Below are 16,883 nucleotides of genomic sequence, written 5' to 3' on the forward strand. Positions count from 1 at the left end.
GTGGATTACCTTACTAAAGCTCTCATCCTTGAGTTTTATACTCATTTCTGAGAAACGAATCGCACAGCCGTCCTTCTAGGACGGGGCTTTAGACCCATTTTTTCGGTAAGGATTATAAGGGCGTGTGACAGTTAGTTTTGAACCCAATTACCTACTCAAGAACTCAATTACACATTTAAGAACCCAATTACCTATGTACAAAAAAAAGACCAAGATAATTGCCACATTTAACCAGTCAGGCGGTGCTGGAAAAACAACAACTGTACACAACCTGGGGTATCATCTTGCACAAAAACACCAAGTCCTGCTTGTTGATATGGACCCCCAAGCCAGCCTGACAACCTTTATGGGGATTGAACCCAAAGAACTAAAATCCGAGCAGACAATATATGCTGCTATCACCGAACGCGCACACCTAGATATTTGGCACGAACCTATCCACAAGATGCATCTTGTACCCAGCAATAATGCTTTAGCTGGTGCTGAACTAGAATTAGTCCGCGATATTACAACCGATAACCGTCAAAAACTAAAATTCATACTCGAACCAATAGCCGATAAATACGATTACATCTTGATAGATTGCCCTCCCTCACTGGGCTATTTAAGTATCATGAGCCTGCTTGCTGCTACCCACATATTGATACCAGTCCAGACAGAATATAAATGCTATGCAGCCACAGAACAACTACTAACAACAATTGCCCGTCTCAAAAAAGGAGGACACAAAGACTTACAAATTGCAGCTTTTATACCAACCCAGCACGACAAACGCACCCTGCAACAATCAGGTATACTCGAAGCCATCAAAAACCAAATGGAAGGACGCGTCCACATAACTACCCCTATTCCTAAATCAATAGATTTTCCAAGCGCATCACAAGCACATCTTCCACTTGCTCTGTGGAAAAAAAACCACCCCGCAGTTAGTATTTTAGAAGAAATAGCAAATTACCTCGTCAAACTTTAAATATGACCAAACAAGTTGAACTGAAAGGATACGACAAAAATGCACTTGATGATTTATTGGGTAGTGCCAGTCAAGAAAACACAAATAACAAAAACACTAGTACCCTACCAATAGATTCAATCATCCTTCCCCCATCCCAACCAAGACGCTACTTTGATGCCGAAGCACTACAATCTCTAGCCAACGATATCAAACAAAATGGGCTTCTTGCACCCATTGCAGTCAGACCTACAGAAGACAGCACTTACGAACTCATGGCTGGCGAACGCCGCCTTCGTGCTTGCGCTTTAATTGGGCTAGAAGAAATACCCGTCAATATCATTGACTGTGATGACAAAACCGCCAGCCGCATTCGGCTGGCTGAAAACCTACAAAGAGAAGACCTCAATGCTTATGAAGAAACTATCGGTATATTAGAACTACTCACAATATTACTGGAAACTGACACTGAAGACGTAGTTTCTATACTTTATCGAATGGCAAAAGAAGATAAAGGCGAAGCAGCCCAAAACGTTTTGGGCTGTTCTGAAAGTCTCACTATACAAGAACTCTTCTCTAAGATAGGCAAGATCACCTGGCAGTCGTTCGTAACAACTAGACTTCCCCTACTCAAATTACCTACCGATATTCAAGAAGCATTAGCTAGTGGGTTAATTGAATACACAAAGGCATGTGCAATCGCACGCATTAAAGATAGCAGCCGAAGGGCAGAGTTATTAAAACAGGCAATCGATGAAAAATTATCTTTATCTAAAATCAAGGAAGCTGTAGAGGGTCTTCTAGAGGCAAGTAAGCAGGATAAGCAAGATAAGCAAGAAACTCCCACAAAGAAATTAGCGGCGCAGATTGGAGAAATATCCTCGCTAATAAAAAAGGATAAAACACTGCTGCAAGATAATAAAAAGTTCAACAAAGTTAATAAATTAGCACAGCAAATTTTCGAGTTACTTCAACCTTCAAATGAAGTATAAACAATAGAAACAGCAGAGTAAAACCCACGAAGCTAGTAATAAGAAGGAGTTCCACTTTTTAGAACTCCTTTCTTTTTCAAAATAAAGTAATGTGTTACCTTCTGGTGTTTACTAAACATTGTTGTAAATTATTGAAATTACTCGTACAACTATTATCAAACCTTGGAATTTGAATAATCTAGCTTCAAGCAAGAATCCAAGAAATAGACCTGACAAGGTAAATGAGCATTGATTAAGTGCAAATGAGAAACAACACTAACAAATCCGTAGGGTCGTTTATCATCGGGAGCATACAAAAACCTCGACAAGTCATGTCCCAAGCGAGAAAGGATGTCATTACAATTTTTTAAATAAGCTACATCTTCAGGGCGTGCATAAATACGGTATCCTAGACAACAACCTACATCCCAAGGTTCTTTAGTCTCGTAAATAGGACAAAAGAACGGTTCTACAGCAATATGGGAACGCTCCAAGTAAGAACGAATCAACCCACAGGTTGATTCAACAAGCAATCTCGGGATAAGTAAACTATCTTGGTAATTATCTTTCATAGTAAGAACCCGTATTCAAGCAAAATAGGAAGTAACATCAACGCGATATTGACGCTTGCAGCCAATATTTACCAGTCTAGGATGGTTAGAAAACCAATCAAAAAAGTCGTGTATAACTTCATAAGAAAGATATCTAGATAGCCAGCCAAACAGCACCTCATGAAGAATTACTGTTCTGTAAGATAAACCTTCTTGTAATTCTGAATTGGGAATTTCATAAAAACGCAAAGTCTGTTTTACATTCAACAAACTATCAAAAACTTTTTCTTTAGGATCTTTATCTTCAGATTTAATTAAACGCTTGGGACGAAAGCCTATTGGCAAGGTTTGTAACGCCCAATAATTACTACACATCTCATCAGAGGGAAATAACGCGCGCAAAATATCTAGCGCTACCCATTCCAAGCCCTCTGGAGCAATTACAACACGGATTGGTGATTTTTTGTAATAAAGAGTTTTTACCTCCAGCGGTTCATGAGTGCCACCTCCCGCACCAGATAATACCTTATTAACTATCCTTCTCTGAATACGATTCCCAGTAGATTGACCACTAATTTCTTGCCGTGCTAATAACATAAGAACTTTCGGTACGTAAAATATAAAACGTTAACTTTATAAACTTAATAATTACCTACGTACCGAAATTCCCACAACAAATTAGTATCCGATAATCACATAATACTAGAGTTGGAGTTCATTACAGATATAAGTTTAAGTAAAGTAAAATACTCATGCATTCACTCATTTCACACTCTTAAATTTAAGCACAATATTCCAATTGTGCTAGCTAAAGCAATTGAATTTTTCCACGTCTACAACAGTTGCTAAAGCAAATTTAAAGTGAAATATACGTTCTCATGTATCATGGAATTTCACTTTAAATTTTGCGGCATCTGGGTATCCAACGCTTTTGGTAACTGTTTTAGCCCTGCTATCCAGCTTAAAGATGGAGGGTTACTAATTCGTACTAATGACTGTTTAGAAACCAAGATTTATCGTCGCCATGATGGCACTTGGGGCTGGAATAGTGACCATATTGCATACCATCTAGGTAAATTAATCGAAGGCGATGAATCCAAGGGATATCCTGATGTGTGGGAATACAAAGGCTGGCTAGGACAACATCAGTACTTATAAACCTAAATTTACTCATCTAATAACCACAGGCTATTAAGCTTATGGTTATTTTAATTTTTCATAATTGCTTGATAGATATCCACATCTACTCTACAAATATCTGTCAGATTTATCGACTTAACACACGCTTTTATACACTCTTATTTATTCGAATGGCGCCACTATATATACAGCTGCTTCGCAGAAATCCTGTGAACAAATTGTATGGAATAAAACATCATGAAAGCTAGAATTATCAACGCTACAATTGCAACTCTCCAAACTGTTTCAAATTTTAGAAGCTGTAGTAAATTAAATAGTACCAACATCTACTCTTAATAAATTTAACTCGTAATTCGCTGAGGTTTATTTTTTTGACAGGTGCTAAACGCACAGAATTTATGAAACAGTTCCGTATAGGAGAAACAATCATGGCTTCTAAGTCTACTAAAACCCAAGTTGTAACCATCGACGATTCCGTATAGGAGAAACAATCATGGCTTCTAAGTCTACTAAAACCCAAGTTGTAACCATCGACGATTCAGCAATGGAAGAATTCAAAGTTGAAGTGTTTGATATACGCAAGTACAACGCAATTTTCTACACAATTCGCGACCTCTACGGCAAAGAATCAAGACGGCAGTTAGGAGACGATTTCGACTGGAAGGCTTTTAAAGCTCAGTTTGAAATCTGCTTCGGAACTCCTGAAGAACGCCGTTATAGCGTAGAACAATTGCTGACATTCGCGCAAATGAAGTTCAACATGGGCAAGGAAGACCTCTTAGCATATAATCGTAAATCCTGGGAAATTCGCAATAAACAGGAAGAACTACGTGCTAAGGAACAAGGAATTCCAGTTAATGGCATTCCATTTTGAAATAATCTTAAATAACCCAGTTGGAGTTTAGCTGTAACGAACAGTTATACTCTAGCTGATTATTTTTTCTACAAAAACCATTAATCAATGTGGGAAGGCAACTACGCTTTAGGTCGTCATCGCTAATCAAAACAGTCTTTATCTAATTAATTAATAAGTACTCCATTTAGGGGTGCTTATTTTTTATTGGCGTCATTCTCTACGAATCCACTTTCTAATACTTCATTGACTCATTCTCTACGCTATTTAAACAGTCGCTTACGCACAAACTTTGTGATACTGCTCTAACAGGAGAAACCCTATGGCTATGATGTTTGATGGTACCACTGATTCCGTATTAGCTGATGTACTCAATAGCATTCGTTGGGAAATCCGCTACAACACATTATGCGGAATCTGTGATGATACACCGTCTTTGGCGGTAGTAATACCCGGCGCTGATTCCGATGAGAACGGAGTTTTCCAATCTGAAGGAGCGTTCTCGATTATCAACGCACCAGCCGCTGGTAATCAGAAAACCACCATTGCCTGGTATCGCGATGAGGGACAGGTTAGATTCCGCATTGTCGAAGTTACCCGCGCGCACTAGTACGGAACCTCAGTGTAACAACTGAGGTTTTTCTTTTTTGCTACCAAATTTTCTTGGCACCACTATCTACTTCTCTACATCTACTGCCTACACGCGATTTATCTCTAGCGGCGTAGTTTATACAGGCGCTTGCGCGCAGATTTTGCGATAACCACTCGTAAAAGGTTTTATACCATGTCTGCTAGCAAAATCTTCCGTGTAGCAATCATCGCCGTAGCTATCACCGTTGGCTCCATAAGTGTACCTCAACAAGGTATCTGTGGAATCGTTCGTGACGACGGTTCTATCTGTCAGCGTTTGTCTGGTGGGAAGAAAGACTGTGATGAGCTAGGCGGCAAATGGGACAGCAAGAAAAATTGCTGCGAAATCCAAAACATATAGTTAGACAAAGAACGGTTGTGGAGAAATCCACAGCTATTCTTTTTTTCGGTCAGTAAAGAAGATTGTCCAACCGCGTCCCTTACTACTTTGAGCATAAATTAAATAGAAAGGACAGTTGTGTTAATGCAACTGTTCTTTCTACTACTCTACGTCCACATCTACTTTATTCACTCACTAAATAAAGGGACAGTCTAAGCCTTATCACTCATACTTAAAAATTCTTTAGGTACTTCACGAGGCGTATAATTAGGAACCTTCTTGACAGGAGTACTAGCATTCACCTTAATATCAGTAGTGCCAGTTGGTTTACCTGTAGGAGTACCAAACAAAGGTTGCGATCGCTCATGACCAGTTGCTCTATCAAATTCCAACACCATATGCTCGTGTAACGCAACTACATCTGCCATACGGTTGCCCAGACTACTAGCTATATCTGGAATCGGAATATTGGCGTGCCAAGATACTGGAATATCCTGTTTCTGGAAGTAAGTATCAACCTCGGAACGAATATAATCGGCTGTACCACCACAAAATACCAATTCTCGTACATCATCTTCGATCACAGAGCGCAACCACCGTGCTGCTGCCCGCCAATACTCATCCCTGGCAAGCAATAAAGCCTTAGACATAGACTCTCCATCAGCCTTTATCTCGCTACTATTACGCTTGCGAGAAAGCTTTTGCAACACCTGAGCATCACAATTTACACCGGCTTCAACGATCGCGCCAACAATATCAGTATTATCGGGGCTAAGTCCCGATACTTTAGAAACAAAATTGCTGACAAGCCAAGACATCCCCAAATCGCTAGTAATCCCCCGATTGAGAAAACCATCTCGAACGAGAAACACGCTAGCGTTGCGATAACCCACCATCACAAACATCGAAGTAGGTATACTACCCCCCAAGGTGCGTCTGCGATAAAAGAATATACCGCTTCCTTCAGATGCCACGTTGTAGTAAGCCATCTTCACCCGCATCTTACCCGCCGGAGTTTCAAATCCTGTAAAAACCTCCTTTAACCGACTTTCCAACTGAGCCTTGTCTTCAGTCTCCCCTGGTGGCAACAAAATATTCAAATAAACAGAAACATTATTCCCCAGTCCCAATTTCTCTTTAGCCAACCAAATTGCCCCACATACCTTGGGTACTTAAGCTCGTACTTAAGTTCTTTCAATTGCGATATTCCTCGAAACTGGTAACGAGCAAGTGCGCCGAGTACATAGTATTCTCCACCCACACCTACCCAAGCACGAGATTCAGGCAGCCCTTCTGATTGTATATTCTTAACCGAAGCCCTCGCCACATCAGCAACTTCAGAGTCCATCAACAAAACTTGCGGCTTCCCTTCCGGATATTCCTGTACAATCGCCTTAGTCTTGCTTTCGCCCATGTCTAAAGTTAAAACAATTTTCTTAGGTTGAGCTTTATCGCTAGTTTTAGCCATATATGAAATTTTTTATTAACGAATGATTTTGTAACAACTAATCTAACCCACACGTAAATGAGAGGGGGTTAGTTCATACAAATTTCAAAAACTCTATTTTTTATCTAGTGGGGGTTCGGGGGCTATAAGATCCGCGCTATAATCTTCGATTTAGCGCGGGATACATGGACCCCCGCGCTGTTTTCGTCGCCTCGATGGCGACAAAAACAGCATTTACTAGAGATGCTATGTCTAGTAAATATGTTATAATTCATTTCATGATAACACTTACTCACCGCTACCGAATCTATCCAGATGTCACTCAAGAGCAAACATTAATTGAGTGGATGGAAATTTGTCGAGGAGCTTACAACTATGCTCTTCGAGAAATAAAAGATTGGTGTGATAGTCGTAAGTGTTTGATAGATAGATGCTCCATTCAAAAAGAATATATCCTCTCTTCTGAATTAAAATTTCCAAGCGAAGTCTATCAACTGAACAGATTGCCTGTATCTAAGAAAGATTTCCCCAGATTAGGAGAAGTTCCCTCTCAAGTTCGTAAGCTCGCGATTAAACAGTTGCATAGAGGTTGGGAGTATTTTCAGGAGAGAGGATTTGGCTTTCCTCGGTTTAAAAAACATGGTCAGTTTAAGTCGTTACTTTTTCCTCAGTTCAAGGAGATTGATTAAATAAATGTTTTCTCGGACAACGCCGGACAATAAGCTATAATAAAACAAGAATTGAGGAAAAAGCTATTGTCAGATACGTCCCACCCAAGGAGGCGGCAGACATTCTCGGAGTTAATGAAAGAACGCTCCGCCGCTGGGAAGCTGAAGGAAAAATCGAAGCTATTAGAACACCCTCTGGGCAAAGAAGGTATAACGTCGATAGATTTGCTGCTGGAGCTAGTAGAACCGATAACCGAGTCGTCGTCGTTTACGCTAGAGTCAGTAGCCGCGCTCAACAACCCGATCTTAATAGACAAGTCGCCCACCTTAGCCAACTCTACCCGCAAGCAGAAATTTGTAGCGAAATCGGAGGGGGGCTTAACTTCAAGCGCAAAAAGCTTCTTTCCTTATTGGAACGAATCTTTAAAGGAGATGTCAGAATGGTTGTCGTTGCCCACAAAGATCGATTGGCAAGATTCGGATTTGACTTGTTCAAATGGCTCTGTGAGCAAAACAGGTGCGAACTCGTGGTACTCAACGAAACAAACCTTAGTCCAGAGCAAGAAATGGTTGAAGACATCCTTGCAATTCTCCACTGTTTTAGTAGCCGACTCTACGGACTCCGAAAATACAAATCTCAAGTCAAAGAAGATAAGGATTTACCCCACTCAGGAGTTAAATAAAATTTGGCGAAAATGGCTCGCCGCATGTCGTTATTGTTTTAATCAGGGAATAGCGTTGCAGCGAAAAAAACGTTTAAGCAAGTTGGAATTGCGAAACGAAGTCATGCGAAGCGAATTACCTGATTGGGTAAAAGAAACACCTTGTCATATTAGGCAGAATGCTATTTTTGATGCTCATCGTGCATTCAAAGCAAGCAAAGATGCTAAATTTCGTAGCATTAGAGATTATTCTCAAGCTATTAAATTTAACGATGGAAATTTTAGAAAAGGGACTTGGTATCCATCGCTAACAAAGGGGCTAACTTTTAAAGCTTCCGAAGTAATTCCGGACTGCGAATACGGAACACAATTACTTTACTACAAAGGTCGCTGGTTTGCTGTATTTCCTATCCCTGCTACTTTAGAGCCTGCGGAAACGACTGGAATTATTGCATTAGATCCAGGTGTTCGTACCTTTATGACTGGATTTGATAGCAACAAGTTTGTTGAATTTGGAAGTGGTGATATGGGGCGAATTGCACGTCTTTGTCAACACTTAGATGACTTGATGAGCCGCGCTTCCAAAGCTTCAAAACAACAAAAAAGACGAATAAGACAGGCGGCTCATCGCATGAGAATCAAGATTAGGAATTTAGTTGATGAATGCCAAAAACAAACCGCTTGCTATCTAACTAGTAACTATCGAATCATATATTTACCCACCTTTGAGTCTTCCCAAATGGTAGCCAAGGCGCGTAGAAAGATTCGTTCCAAAACTGCTAGAGCGATGTTAACATGGGCGCACTACAGATTTAAGCAAACTTTGAAACATCAAGCCAGTATTAGAAACTGTCAAGTGGTTGATGTGACCGAGGAATACACTTCTAAAACTTGCACTAAATGCGGGCATGTTCATAAGAAGCTAGGCGGTTCTAAGTTGTTTAAATGCCCTGATTGTGGTTATGAAATTCCAAGGGATTTCAATGGCGCTTTCGGTATTTTACTGAAAGCTTTGCGGGATACCGCCTCTATCTCTTACGAAGGTGATAGTGCTATCGTTACTTTGTCCGGTAATGACCGAATAAATGTCGCGTAAATGTATCAGAATCCAGTAACGACTCTGCATATCAAACTGCCCAAGATTGGAGTAATTCCAATTAACTTGCATCGACCCATTCCTACAGGATTTGTGGTCAAGCAGGTGCGAATCTTGAGAAAAGCTGATAGATGGTATGCCTCTATTTCGCTGCAATGTGATGTCAGCGTTCCCGACCCAATTCCTCATGGACATCCTATTGGGGTAGACATTGGGTTGGAAAAATTTTTAGCAACCAGCGATGGTGTTCTCGTAAAGCCGCCGAAGTTTTTTAAACAACTGCAAAGCGAGTTGAAATTGCTGCAACGCAGATTGTCTAGGAAGCAACGGAGGTCGAGAAACTACGAGAAACAACGCCTTAAAGTTGCCCGACTTCACCACCAAATCGACAACACAAGGAAGGACTTTCACTACAAACAGGCACACGCCCTTTGTGATGCTGGCGACATGGTGTTTATGGAAGACTTGAATTACCGCACCAGTGCCAAAGGGATGTTCGGAAAACATATGCTTGATGCTGGGTTTGGTCAGTTTAGAACCATCGTCAAATATGTGTGCTGGAAGCGTGGAAAGTTCTTCTCAGAAGTCGATGCAAGAGGGACTTCTCAAGAGTGTCCCGAATGTGGTGGTGAAGTGAAAAAAGACTTGAGCGTTAGAGTTCATAGCTGCCCACACTGTGGATACAAAACCGATAGGGATGTAGCCGCAGGTCAAAATATTAGAAACCGAGGGATAGCCCTCATTAGTACCGCAGGACTTGCGGGAATGGAAACTGCCTGTCCAGACGATCTACCGGGGATTGAGGTCACTCAGTCTAGGCAAGTGTCGAAACCTCGTAACAGAGCAACCAGGAAATCTTCAAAGTGATTTGAGGAAGCCCACACTATACCGCTTACGGTTAGTGTGGGAGGATGTCACTAAGATATTGTAATAACATAAACTACCACTCTAGCTATGCTCCTTTCCCCCTGAACAAACGCATGGCAATTAATTATGTGGCTTAGATTTAATAGCAATACCGGGTGGAAAGAATTACTCGAACTCAGGCTTGAAGATTTAGCTTAAACGGCTTGAAGCCCCACACTGTACCTGTACTTAGGTCAGTGTTGGGATGAATAGCTGGACATTTTGGGTACGTTCTCCAACCAATATCAACCGTCGGTTGATGAAGGAGTGGAGACAATGCCCAAAATGTCACTTTCCGGGATTTTTAACGAGTCAATGAGGTCTTCAATAACGTGAGTCATTGTCGTATCTTTGATTGCGGCATATAGCCGTAACTTATTCAATCTGCGTTCACTCATTCGCATCTTAAACCATTCTGTCTTCATTTATGTACCCACTTATTACCTACATTTGTTATACTAGCAGGTAACAAGGAGGCTTCCGTGAGCGTCAGCCGAACGGTGATTAAAAGTGTTGAAAGCACTCAAAGTCAGACTATATCCAACAACCGAGCAAGAAATAGCTCTAGCCAAATCATTTGGTTGTGCAAGGTGGTATTGGAATTATGCACTCAATGCTTGCATTCAACACTATCAAGAAACTGGAAAATCTCTGAAATTAAGTGTCTACAAAGCTTACTTGCCCCAACTAAAGCTAGAGCATCCTTGGTTAAAAGAAGATTGTTATTCTGCCGTTTTGCAATGCGTAGCAATCAACTTGAACAAGGCTTACACTAACTTTTTTGAGGGACGCGCTAAGTTTCCTAGATTTAAAGCAAAACACCATAAACAATCAATTCAATACCCCCAAAACGTAAAGGTTGTAGATGATTGTTTGGAAATTCCTAAAATTGGTATTGTTAAGGCAGTTTTTCATAGACCCTTACGGGTTCGCCAGTCCCCTACGGAGGGAAACCCTCCTAATGCCTACGGCAACGCTACGCGAACAGGGCTGGACTCACCAATCGAAGGAAAACTTAAAACTGTCACTATAAGCAAGACTCCTACAGATAAGTACTTTGCTTCGATCTTGCTTGAGGTAGAAGATGACGCAAGTCAATCGATTGGAGATAAAATACTTGGTATTGATTTGGGGTTGAAAGACTTCGCTATTGTTCATGATGGTAATGAAGTTAGCAAACATTCAAATCCAAAACATCTAGAGCGTCATGAGAAAAATCTAGCTAGGAAACAGAAAAAATTTGCTCGTAAAGTTAAAGGGAGCAATTCAAGAAATAAATACAGAAAACTCGTAGCCAAGGTTCATGAACGAGTATCGAACTCCCGCTACTGACTTCCTACATAAATTAAGTAGGAAACTGGTAGACGATAGCCAAGTCATCATTGTTGAAAATTTAAACGTGAAGGGAATGATACGGAACCGCAAGCTATCAAAGTCAATATCCGATGTGGGTTGGGGAATGTTCGTTAATTTCCTTGATTACAAGTTAAAACAAAAAGACAGTCAACTTGTAGAAATAGGAAGATTCTTCCCTAGTTCAAAAACTTGTTCGTGCTGCGGTCATGTTGTTGATGAGTTAACGCTCGATATCCGTGAATGGAATTGTCCATCATGCTTTACGAGTCATGACCGTGACGGCAATGCAGCCCTAAACATAAGGAAAGAAGGAATTCGGATATTATCTATGGACGGAGGGAACCCCGTTCTTGCTGATGGAGGCTGTGTAAGACAACCTACCCGTAAGGGCAAGGGGCAACGGTCAATGAAGTCAGAAGCCCACACCGTACCCTGTCGGGTCGGTGTTGGGTAGTTCACGATGGACGCTATACAAATTACCCAAGAAATATGCAGAGATTACTGGAGAAGAAAATAGCCCAGCAACAAGATATCATTCAGCAATTGGCAAATTCTTTGAAGAACCTGAAAGGTCTAAGTTAAAAACAGTCGAAAATGTTATCAAAGCGCTAGGTGGGGAAATAATCATTATATGGGATAATACTGACAACCGTGAAAGTATTAAAGAAAGAATGTTTAAGTTGAAAAAATGTACAACTAATGAACTTATTCAAGAAATATCTAGACGGGCTGAAGAAATGTGTCCTCCAGAATTAATTAAACCCACATATCCTAATTGCCTTAAAAATAAACACAAGTTTAATGCTGAAGATATCGCGGGTTTATTGAACAACATATCAACTAAAAAATACAAAGATGGTTAATATACTACACTGGCAAAACCACGCTTAAGGTCACTGAAAATTTAGTTAACATTCAGGCAGTTTTACAATCGCGCTCCGCGAAACTGAATTAACAACTCATTCAAAAACTATGTCCTGCCAAACTTGCTCCTACTTCACCTCCAACAAATATCTCCCTTGCACCGTAGATCCAATTCACTACAGCGACACCAGTGGCGGTAAAGAATGCAAACAGTACCAATACGACTCATCCAAACCGCCGAAGCGGTAATTGTGCTGCATTCAACGGAACTAGATGTCGCATCACTTATATGTACGTCGAAAGCGGATATCCAGCTTGCTTCAATTATATGCCAGATAACCCAGAACCAAATTACATCAGTTCCCCCGGTGAGAAAGAGCTCCTTTACACACTTATTCACAAACTAAATTGGCACTCCCGCCTCGCATATTGAATTCTGTGCTGTTTATATGTTTTCCTTGCCAATGCCACTCCGACCAACCCATGTCACCAGCGATCATATGGGCAACCAATTTTGCTTGGAGGTCGGGAACTTGAGCAAAGATGCCAGTCCAGTTCTTTCGCACCTGTTCTGCGCCAGTGACGTTTCGCTTCGGGTGTACTGGCTGTTCACCCATAAAGTCATTAGCAAAGCAATTCACGAACGCATCAATGTCATGAGCATTAATCGCAGCTTCCATCTTAATTAGAACCGAGGGATTGCTTCGAGCAGAAGTAATATTCATCTCCATATCGTTAAATCTCCATTCTTCAGAAGTGTTTTAAGTATCATTGTGCTTTCCTCAGCATTAACCTCGTTGTGTTGATCTGAAGTGTGCTGAGTTTCAATGCTTGACTTCTTCCAGATTCTTACAACGATTTGTCAAATTCTTATGGTGAAGAGCGAGTTCGTTTCGGTATCATCCGATTTAGACAGACATTAATGTTCAGACTTAACTCGCCATGTAATAACAATGAGTTCTGCAAACAGTAAGACAACTAATAGCCGCGAAAACGCTTGTAAAATGGCTTCCATCGTCCAGTTCTGACTCTGAGCATCCCAGATCGTCAAAACAATGTTCACTCCAATCACCAACCAGGGTAGAATGACTACTGAATTCCGTCTGCGATAGATGCGGGTCGTCGTCTCCCGCCAGAATGGGAAGGTGCTGAGGAGACAAACAATGTAGGAGGCTCCTGCACTGACGAACAAGCTTGTTTGAAGACTCGAAGGCAGGTTCGGGTACCCAAGCGCGATCGCTGTCAGACAAACTCCCAGGGCGAGATACAGGAAAGTAAACAAGGTAAATCGCTTCACTCTTTTTCCGATAAAGCTTATTCTCTGTACCAGACACGCACACATTGAAAGCAATTGATTGTAACGCCTTGACTAATCATTACTGGGTAGAAACCATTACTGACTGTCACTCCGTAGACACCATCACTTGTACCTTCTATACGATCTGGTAAAACAACGGTTTCAATATCGATCGCCTGGATCGTTCTACTTTCGATCCACTGATTTACAGCACTCCTCAGAGAAGGATTCATACTCGGCAAGTCCGCCGAAGGGTCCCCGTTCAGTAATCCGAGGCGCAAAATCTTTGCACTTAATCATCTTATCTACCACCTTAAAACTGTAGAACTGACCATCACTTCAAGGAATCATCGTGATTTGTTTATGGTTCGATTCACCGTGAGTCCACCATCAACAATCAAAAATTAACTCGCTGTATATCCGCCATCGATCGTTAAGGATTGTCCCGTAATATAGCTGGCAGCATTACTAGCAGAGAAACACAACCGCTTGAGCAATTTCTTTTGGCTGACCGACGCGATTCATCGGCACCATAGACCCTAAATCGTCAAACGTAATGCCCATCTGGTCAGCGCTACGAGCCATTAGGTCAGTCGCAATGGGACCAGGATTGACGGCATTGATCCGAATACCCTGTTTGGCATAATCGAGGGCAGCTGATCGTGTCAGCCCCATCACCGCGTGTTTGCTGGCAACGTAGGGAGATATCCCCGGAAGCGCAACCAGACCATTGGTTGACGAATTGTTGACGATCGCGCCTGAGCCTTGAGTTAGCATCTGTTGAATTTCATATTTCATACATAGAAATAGCCCTCGCGCATTGACCGACACGATCTTGTCAAAATCCTCTACCGCTTGAGAGTGCAGTGGTTTAACAGCAAGATCGATTCCAGCATTGTTAAAGGCACAATCGAGTTTGCCGTAGGTTGCGTTCGCGAAGCGCAAGCTGTACCCAGCTTATCGCTTTTTGCACCAAGGCTTGCACATCCGCTCCACTCGATACATCTGATTTCACAAATAAGCATTCCGCTCCAGTCTCGCGAATCAAATCAGCAGTTTCTTCACCTTCTACACTGCGTATGTCCGAGAAGACAACTTTTGCACCCGTAGCACCGAATGCGATCGCAGTTGCTCGACCAATTCCCGATGCACCTCCAGTAACTAACGCCACTTTATCTTGCAGTATCATCCTGTTTCTCCTGTTTCAATCAATAAACACAATTGCAAATTCTGCTGCTAGTCGCGCCCTGCCACAATAATCTTTTCTGCTAAACCGATCGCGTTAGAAAACATTACCTCGTGACTACCGGGCATTTGTACAAGCCGAAATAGCCCCAAGCGGTGAGACATTCTCGGATGCCAACCCCACTGTTCGCCTTGAGGGAGGACATTATCTTCTGTACAGTAGAGGTAACTTTTAGGAATGGGCAGCGAGTAAAACTGCCTCAAGTCCAGCTTGTCAATCCACGGTTGATACGCTTGGGGGGATAGTTGTGCGTAACTGGATTTAGCCAGTTCGAGGTCAGCGTCGTTGATAAACACTTCTCGCCAAATCTCAAAAGGTATAACCATCATCTGATCGTTTGATTCTCTAACTAGCTCGTCGAGTAATGTTTGAAGATGCGGTGGAACGTTATCTCTAAGGCTCTCTCCATCGTTGAGGACAAAGGCATCGAAGAAGATGAGCCGTCGAATGCGATCGCTAATCGCTTCAGCAACTTTCGCAATGATTGTTCCGGCAAAACTATGACCTAAGAGAACAATATCGGTTAAGTCTTTGCTCACAATGTAATCAACGATCGATTGCGTACATTGAGCATGGTTAACGTTTTTATCTACGCCTTTCCCATGACCCGCGATCGTAGGAGCAAACGCCAGATGTCCTTTTGCTTCTATATGGTCAACGACTGCAATCCATGCAGAACCATCATGCCAGGAGCCATGAACTAAGACAAAAATTGACATAGAATTCCTTTAGTTGCGATCTGAAAATCAAGCCCATTTGTTCTCTCTTGAAATGGATCGGTTCGCTGTGAGTCCACCATTAATGATCGAAAATTAACTCGCTGTATATCCGCTTTTGAGCATTGCCGATCATTCCCGCCATGCCTGCTAGGAGTGTGGCTAGGGCGCTGAGAATGATATTGCTTGTGATGTAGCGAGAGTTTGTACGTTTGAGTGTATCTCTCTGGTCTCGTGCTTTTTCAAGGCTGCTAGAGATTTGTGTTCTCATCGTATTCAATTGTGTTTCTAGAGTAGTAGAGTAGTCATTCATGAGGTTTTGCTCAATAGCTTGAAGTTTGCTCGAATGGTTGTGGTGCGATCGCAACTATCATCAAGTTGCTAAAATGATTGCTATGAATCCTTTAGGGTTCACGCCAGCGGTAATCCACTGGCACCCAGGCATAACCTTGATCTGCTGCCCGAAGGTGTCCAACGCCGGGAAAGGGCAAATGTGCGCCTGCTACCAAAATTCGGGATGCTTCCGCTCTCGCAAACTGTTTTTTGCGTTGTGCAGCAGCAGCATTGGCATCGACATCATAAGCAACTGTAATTTCTGGCTTGGGAAATTGCACCGAAGCAAAGTGAACAATATCGCCCCAAAACTCGATGCGATCGCCCTTGCTTGCCGCCACATAGCAGCTATGACCAGGAGTGTGTCCGGGTGTGGGATGCGCGGTGATTCCCGGTAGAAGGGCTGTCTTGCCAGAAAACGATTTCACCTTGCCTGCATCTAAATAAGGTTTGACAGTTTTCGCGGCTTCGTCAAAGTACTTTTCAGCAACGTTGAATCGCGTGGCATTCGCTCGATCAAGCCAGAAATCGACATCTGGCTTGCCGACATAGAGCGTGGCGGCAGGAAACACCCGTTGACCAGCTTCGACCAGCCCCCCACTATGATCGGTATGAATATGAGTCAGGAGGATTGCATCAATCTCGTTAGGCGTGTAGCCTGCCGCCTTTAACGATGTTTGAAGCTTGCCGCCCAGTTTTGGACCAAAAAAGGTTCCGGCTCCCGTGTCCACGAGTACTTGTTGATCTCCAGTGTCGATCAGGAAAGCATTAATCGATGCCTCGACAGGATTAGTCAGAAAGTTTTTCTGAAGCAGGCGATCGGTTTCTGTTGGGTTCGTATTCGACAGCAGCGTATGT

The 16,883-nt window shown here is 42.2% G+C and carries 23 protein-coding genes; 12 read left to right on the top strand and 11 right to left on the bottom strand.

Annotated elements, in window-relative coordinates; genetic code table 11:
• Nucleotides 1-193 precede the first annotated feature (193 nt).
• Together PI95_RS31135 and PI95_RS31140 are read left to right on the top strand one after the other, a co-directional pair.
• Nucleotides 194-970 carry a ParA family protein gene (locus PI95_RS31135; protein WP_039741469.1) on the top strand — a complete coding sequence of 259 codons (777 nt, stop codon included), beginning with the start codon at nt 194-196 and terminating at the stop codon, nt 968-970.
• A gap of 2 nt (nt 971-972) precedes the next feature.
• Nucleotides 973-1,941 (top strand): ParB/RepB/Spo0J family partition protein, encoded by a 969-nt coding sequence (locus PI95_RS31140; protein ID WP_039741471.1) that lies wholly within the window; start codon nt 973-975, stop codon nt 1,939-1,941.
• Nucleotides 1,942-2,096: 155 nt separating this feature from the next.
• Here PI95_RS31140 and PI95_RS31145 read toward each other — a convergent pair whose 3' ends face one another.
• Together PI95_RS31145 and PI95_RS31150 are read right to left on the bottom strand one after the other, a co-directional pair.
• Nucleotides 2,097-2,492 carry a hypothetical protein gene (locus PI95_RS31145; RefSeq protein WP_039741474.1) on the bottom strand — a complete coding sequence of 132 codons (396 nt, stop codon included), beginning with the start codon at nt 2,490-2,492 and terminating at the stop codon, nt 2,097-2,099.
• A 15-nt stretch (nt 2,493-2,507) separates the two neighbouring features.
• A complete protein-coding gene (locus tag PI95_RS31150) occupies nt 2,508-3,068 on the bottom strand; it encodes a hypothetical protein (RefSeq protein WP_039741477.1) in 561 nt (186 codons plus the stop codon).
• 288 nt (nt 3,069-3,356) lie between these two features.
• Here PI95_RS31150 and PI95_RS31155 point away from each other — a divergent pair, with 288 nt between their 5' ends.
• The 3 genes from PI95_RS31155 to PI95_RS31165 all read left to right on the top strand — a co-directional run bounded on the left by PI95_RS31155 (nt 3,357) and on the right by PI95_RS31165 (nt 5,074).
• Nucleotides 3,357-3,629 carry a hypothetical protein gene (locus PI95_RS31155; RefSeq protein ID WP_039741479.1) on the top strand — a complete coding sequence of 91 codons (273 nt, stop codon included), beginning with the start codon at nt 3,357-3,359 and terminating at the stop codon, nt 3,627-3,629.
• 475 nt (nt 3,630-4,104) lie between these two features.
• Nucleotides 4,105-4,485: a hypothetical protein gene (locus tag PI95_RS31160; protein ID WP_201280682.1), complete on the top strand. Its 381-nt coding sequence runs from the start codon at nt 4,105-4,107 to the stop codon at nt 4,483-4,485.
• A 301-nt stretch (nt 4,486-4,786) separates the two neighbouring features.
• Nucleotides 4,787-5,074 carry a hypothetical protein gene (locus PI95_RS31165; protein WP_039741482.1) on the top strand — a complete coding sequence of 96 codons (288 nt, stop codon included), beginning with the start codon at nt 4,787-4,789 and terminating at the stop codon, nt 5,072-5,074.
• Between the two features lie 572 nt (nt 5,075-5,646).
• Here the strand turns inward: PI95_RS31165 and PI95_RS31170 are convergent.
• Both PI95_RS31170 and PI95_RS36390 read right to left on the bottom strand, forming a co-directional pair.
• Nucleotides 5,647-6,579: an acetate and sugar kinases/Hsc70/actin family protein gene (locus PI95_RS31170; RefSeq protein ID WP_236117269.1), complete on the bottom strand. Its 933-nt coding sequence runs from the start codon at nt 6,577-6,579 to the stop codon at nt 5,647-5,649.
• Nucleotides 6,531-6,902, bottom strand: coding sequence for an acetate and sugar kinases/Hsc70/actin family protein (locus PI95_RS36390; protein WP_236117270.1), 372 nt, complete (start codon nt 6,900-6,902; stop codon nt 6,531-6,533). The genes PI95_RS31170 and PI95_RS36390 overlap by 49 nt, the downstream gene beginning before the upstream one ends.
• Before the next feature lie 257 nt (nt 6,903-7,159).
• Between PI95_RS36390 and PI95_RS31175 the strand changes: the two genes are divergently transcribed.
• From PI95_RS31175 to PI95_RS31185, 4 genes are all read left to right on the top strand, one after another.
• Nucleotides 7,160-7,570 carry a helix-turn-helix domain-containing protein gene (locus PI95_RS31175; protein ID WP_236117271.1) on the top strand — a complete coding sequence of 137 codons (411 nt, stop codon included), beginning with the start codon at nt 7,160-7,162 and terminating at the stop codon, nt 7,568-7,570.
• Nucleotides 7,571-7,635: 65 nt separating this feature from the next.
• A complete protein-coding gene (locus PI95_RS36395) occupies nt 7,636-8,232 on the top strand; it encodes an IS607 family transposase (RefSeq protein ID WP_444881582.1) in 597 nt (198 codons plus the stop codon).
• Nucleotides 8,132-9,307, top strand: coding sequence for an RNA-guided endonuclease InsQ/TnpB family protein (locus PI95_RS31180; protein ID WP_236117273.1), 1,176 nt, complete (start codon nt 8,132-8,134; stop codon nt 9,305-9,307). Before PI95_RS36395 ends, PI95_RS31180 begins: the two co-directional genes overlap by 101 nt.
• Complete coding sequence (locus PI95_RS31185) at nt 9,308-10,174, top strand: RNA-guided endonuclease InsQ/TnpB family protein (protein ID WP_236117272.1); 867 nt, start codon at nt 9,308-9,310, stop codon at nt 10,172-10,174.
• Nucleotides 10,175-10,458: 284 nt separating this feature from the next.
• Here PI95_RS31185 and PI95_RS31190 read toward each other — a convergent pair whose 3' ends face one another.
• A complete protein-coding gene (locus tag PI95_RS31190; RefSeq protein WP_039741492.1) occupies nt 10,459-10,638 on the bottom strand; it encodes a hypothetical protein in 180 nt (59 codons plus the stop codon).
• Nucleotides 10,639-10,726: 88 nt separating this feature from the next.
• Here PI95_RS31190 and PI95_RS37335 point away from each other — a divergent pair, with 88 nt between their 5' ends.
• From PI95_RS37335 to PI95_RS31200, 3 genes are read left to right on the top strand one after another with little or no spacing between them, the layout of a single operon-like run.
• Complete coding sequence (locus tag PI95_RS37335) at nt 10,727-11,545, top strand: RNA-guided endonuclease InsQ/TnpB family protein (protein WP_336507645.1); 819 nt, start codon at nt 10,727-10,729, stop codon at nt 11,543-11,545.
• Nucleotides 11,517-12,023: an RNA-guided endonuclease InsQ/TnpB family protein gene (locus tag PI95_RS37340; RefSeq protein ID WP_336507646.1), complete on the top strand. Its 507-nt coding sequence runs from the start codon at nt 11,517-11,519 to the stop codon at nt 12,021-12,023. The genes PI95_RS37335 and PI95_RS37340 overlap by 29 nt, the downstream gene beginning before the upstream one ends.
• Nucleotides 12,016-12,432: a hypothetical protein gene (locus tag PI95_RS31200; RefSeq protein WP_201280683.1), complete on the top strand. Its 417-nt coding sequence runs from the start codon at nt 12,016-12,018 to the stop codon at nt 12,430-12,432. The genes PI95_RS37340 and PI95_RS31200 overlap by 8 nt, the downstream gene beginning before the upstream one ends.
• Before the next feature lie 393 nt (nt 12,433-12,825).
• On the opposite strand, the gene PI95_RS31205 is transcribed toward PI95_RS31200, so the two are convergent.
• The 6 genes from PI95_RS31205 to PI95_RS31235 all read right to left on the bottom strand — a co-directional run.
• Nucleotides 12,826-13,113, bottom strand: coding sequence for a nuclear transport factor 2 family protein (locus PI95_RS31205; protein WP_163519356.1), 288 nt, complete (start codon nt 13,111-13,113; stop codon nt 12,826-12,828).
• A gap of 1,085 nt (nt 13,114-14,198) precedes the next feature.
• Nucleotides 14,199-14,675, bottom strand: a complete 477-nt coding sequence (locus PI95_RS37345) for an SDR family oxidoreductase (RefSeq protein WP_336507647.1) — start codon at nt 14,673-14,675, stop codon at nt 14,199-14,201.
• A complete protein-coding gene (locus tag PI95_RS37350; protein WP_336507648.1) occupies nt 14,629-14,919 on the bottom strand; it encodes an SDR family NAD(P)-dependent oxidoreductase in 291 nt (96 codons plus the stop codon). The genes PI95_RS37345 and PI95_RS37350 overlap by 47 nt, the downstream gene beginning before the upstream one ends.
• A 47-nt stretch (nt 14,920-14,966) precedes the next feature.
• Nucleotides 14,967-15,695, bottom strand: a complete 729-nt coding sequence (locus PI95_RS31225) for an alpha/beta hydrolase (protein ID WP_039741499.1) — start codon at nt 15,693-15,695, stop codon at nt 14,967-14,969.
• Nucleotides 15,696-15,774: 79 nt separating this feature from the next.
• A complete protein-coding gene (locus tag PI95_RS31230; protein ID WP_039741501.1) occupies nt 15,775-16,005 on the bottom strand; it encodes a hypothetical protein in 231 nt (76 codons plus the stop codon).
• Nucleotides 16,006-16,096: 91 nt separating this feature from the next.
• A partial coding sequence (locus PI95_RS31235) for an MBL fold metallo-hydrolase (RefSeq protein WP_163519357.1) occupies nt 16,097-16,883 on the bottom strand: 787 nt, incomplete at its 5' end.

The organism is Hassallia byssoidea VB512170 (genome assembly GCF_000817785.2).
GTDB classification, from domain to species: domain Bacteria; phylum Cyanobacteriota; class Cyanobacteriia; order Cyanobacteriales; family Nostocaceae; genus Hassallia; species Hassallia carrinoi.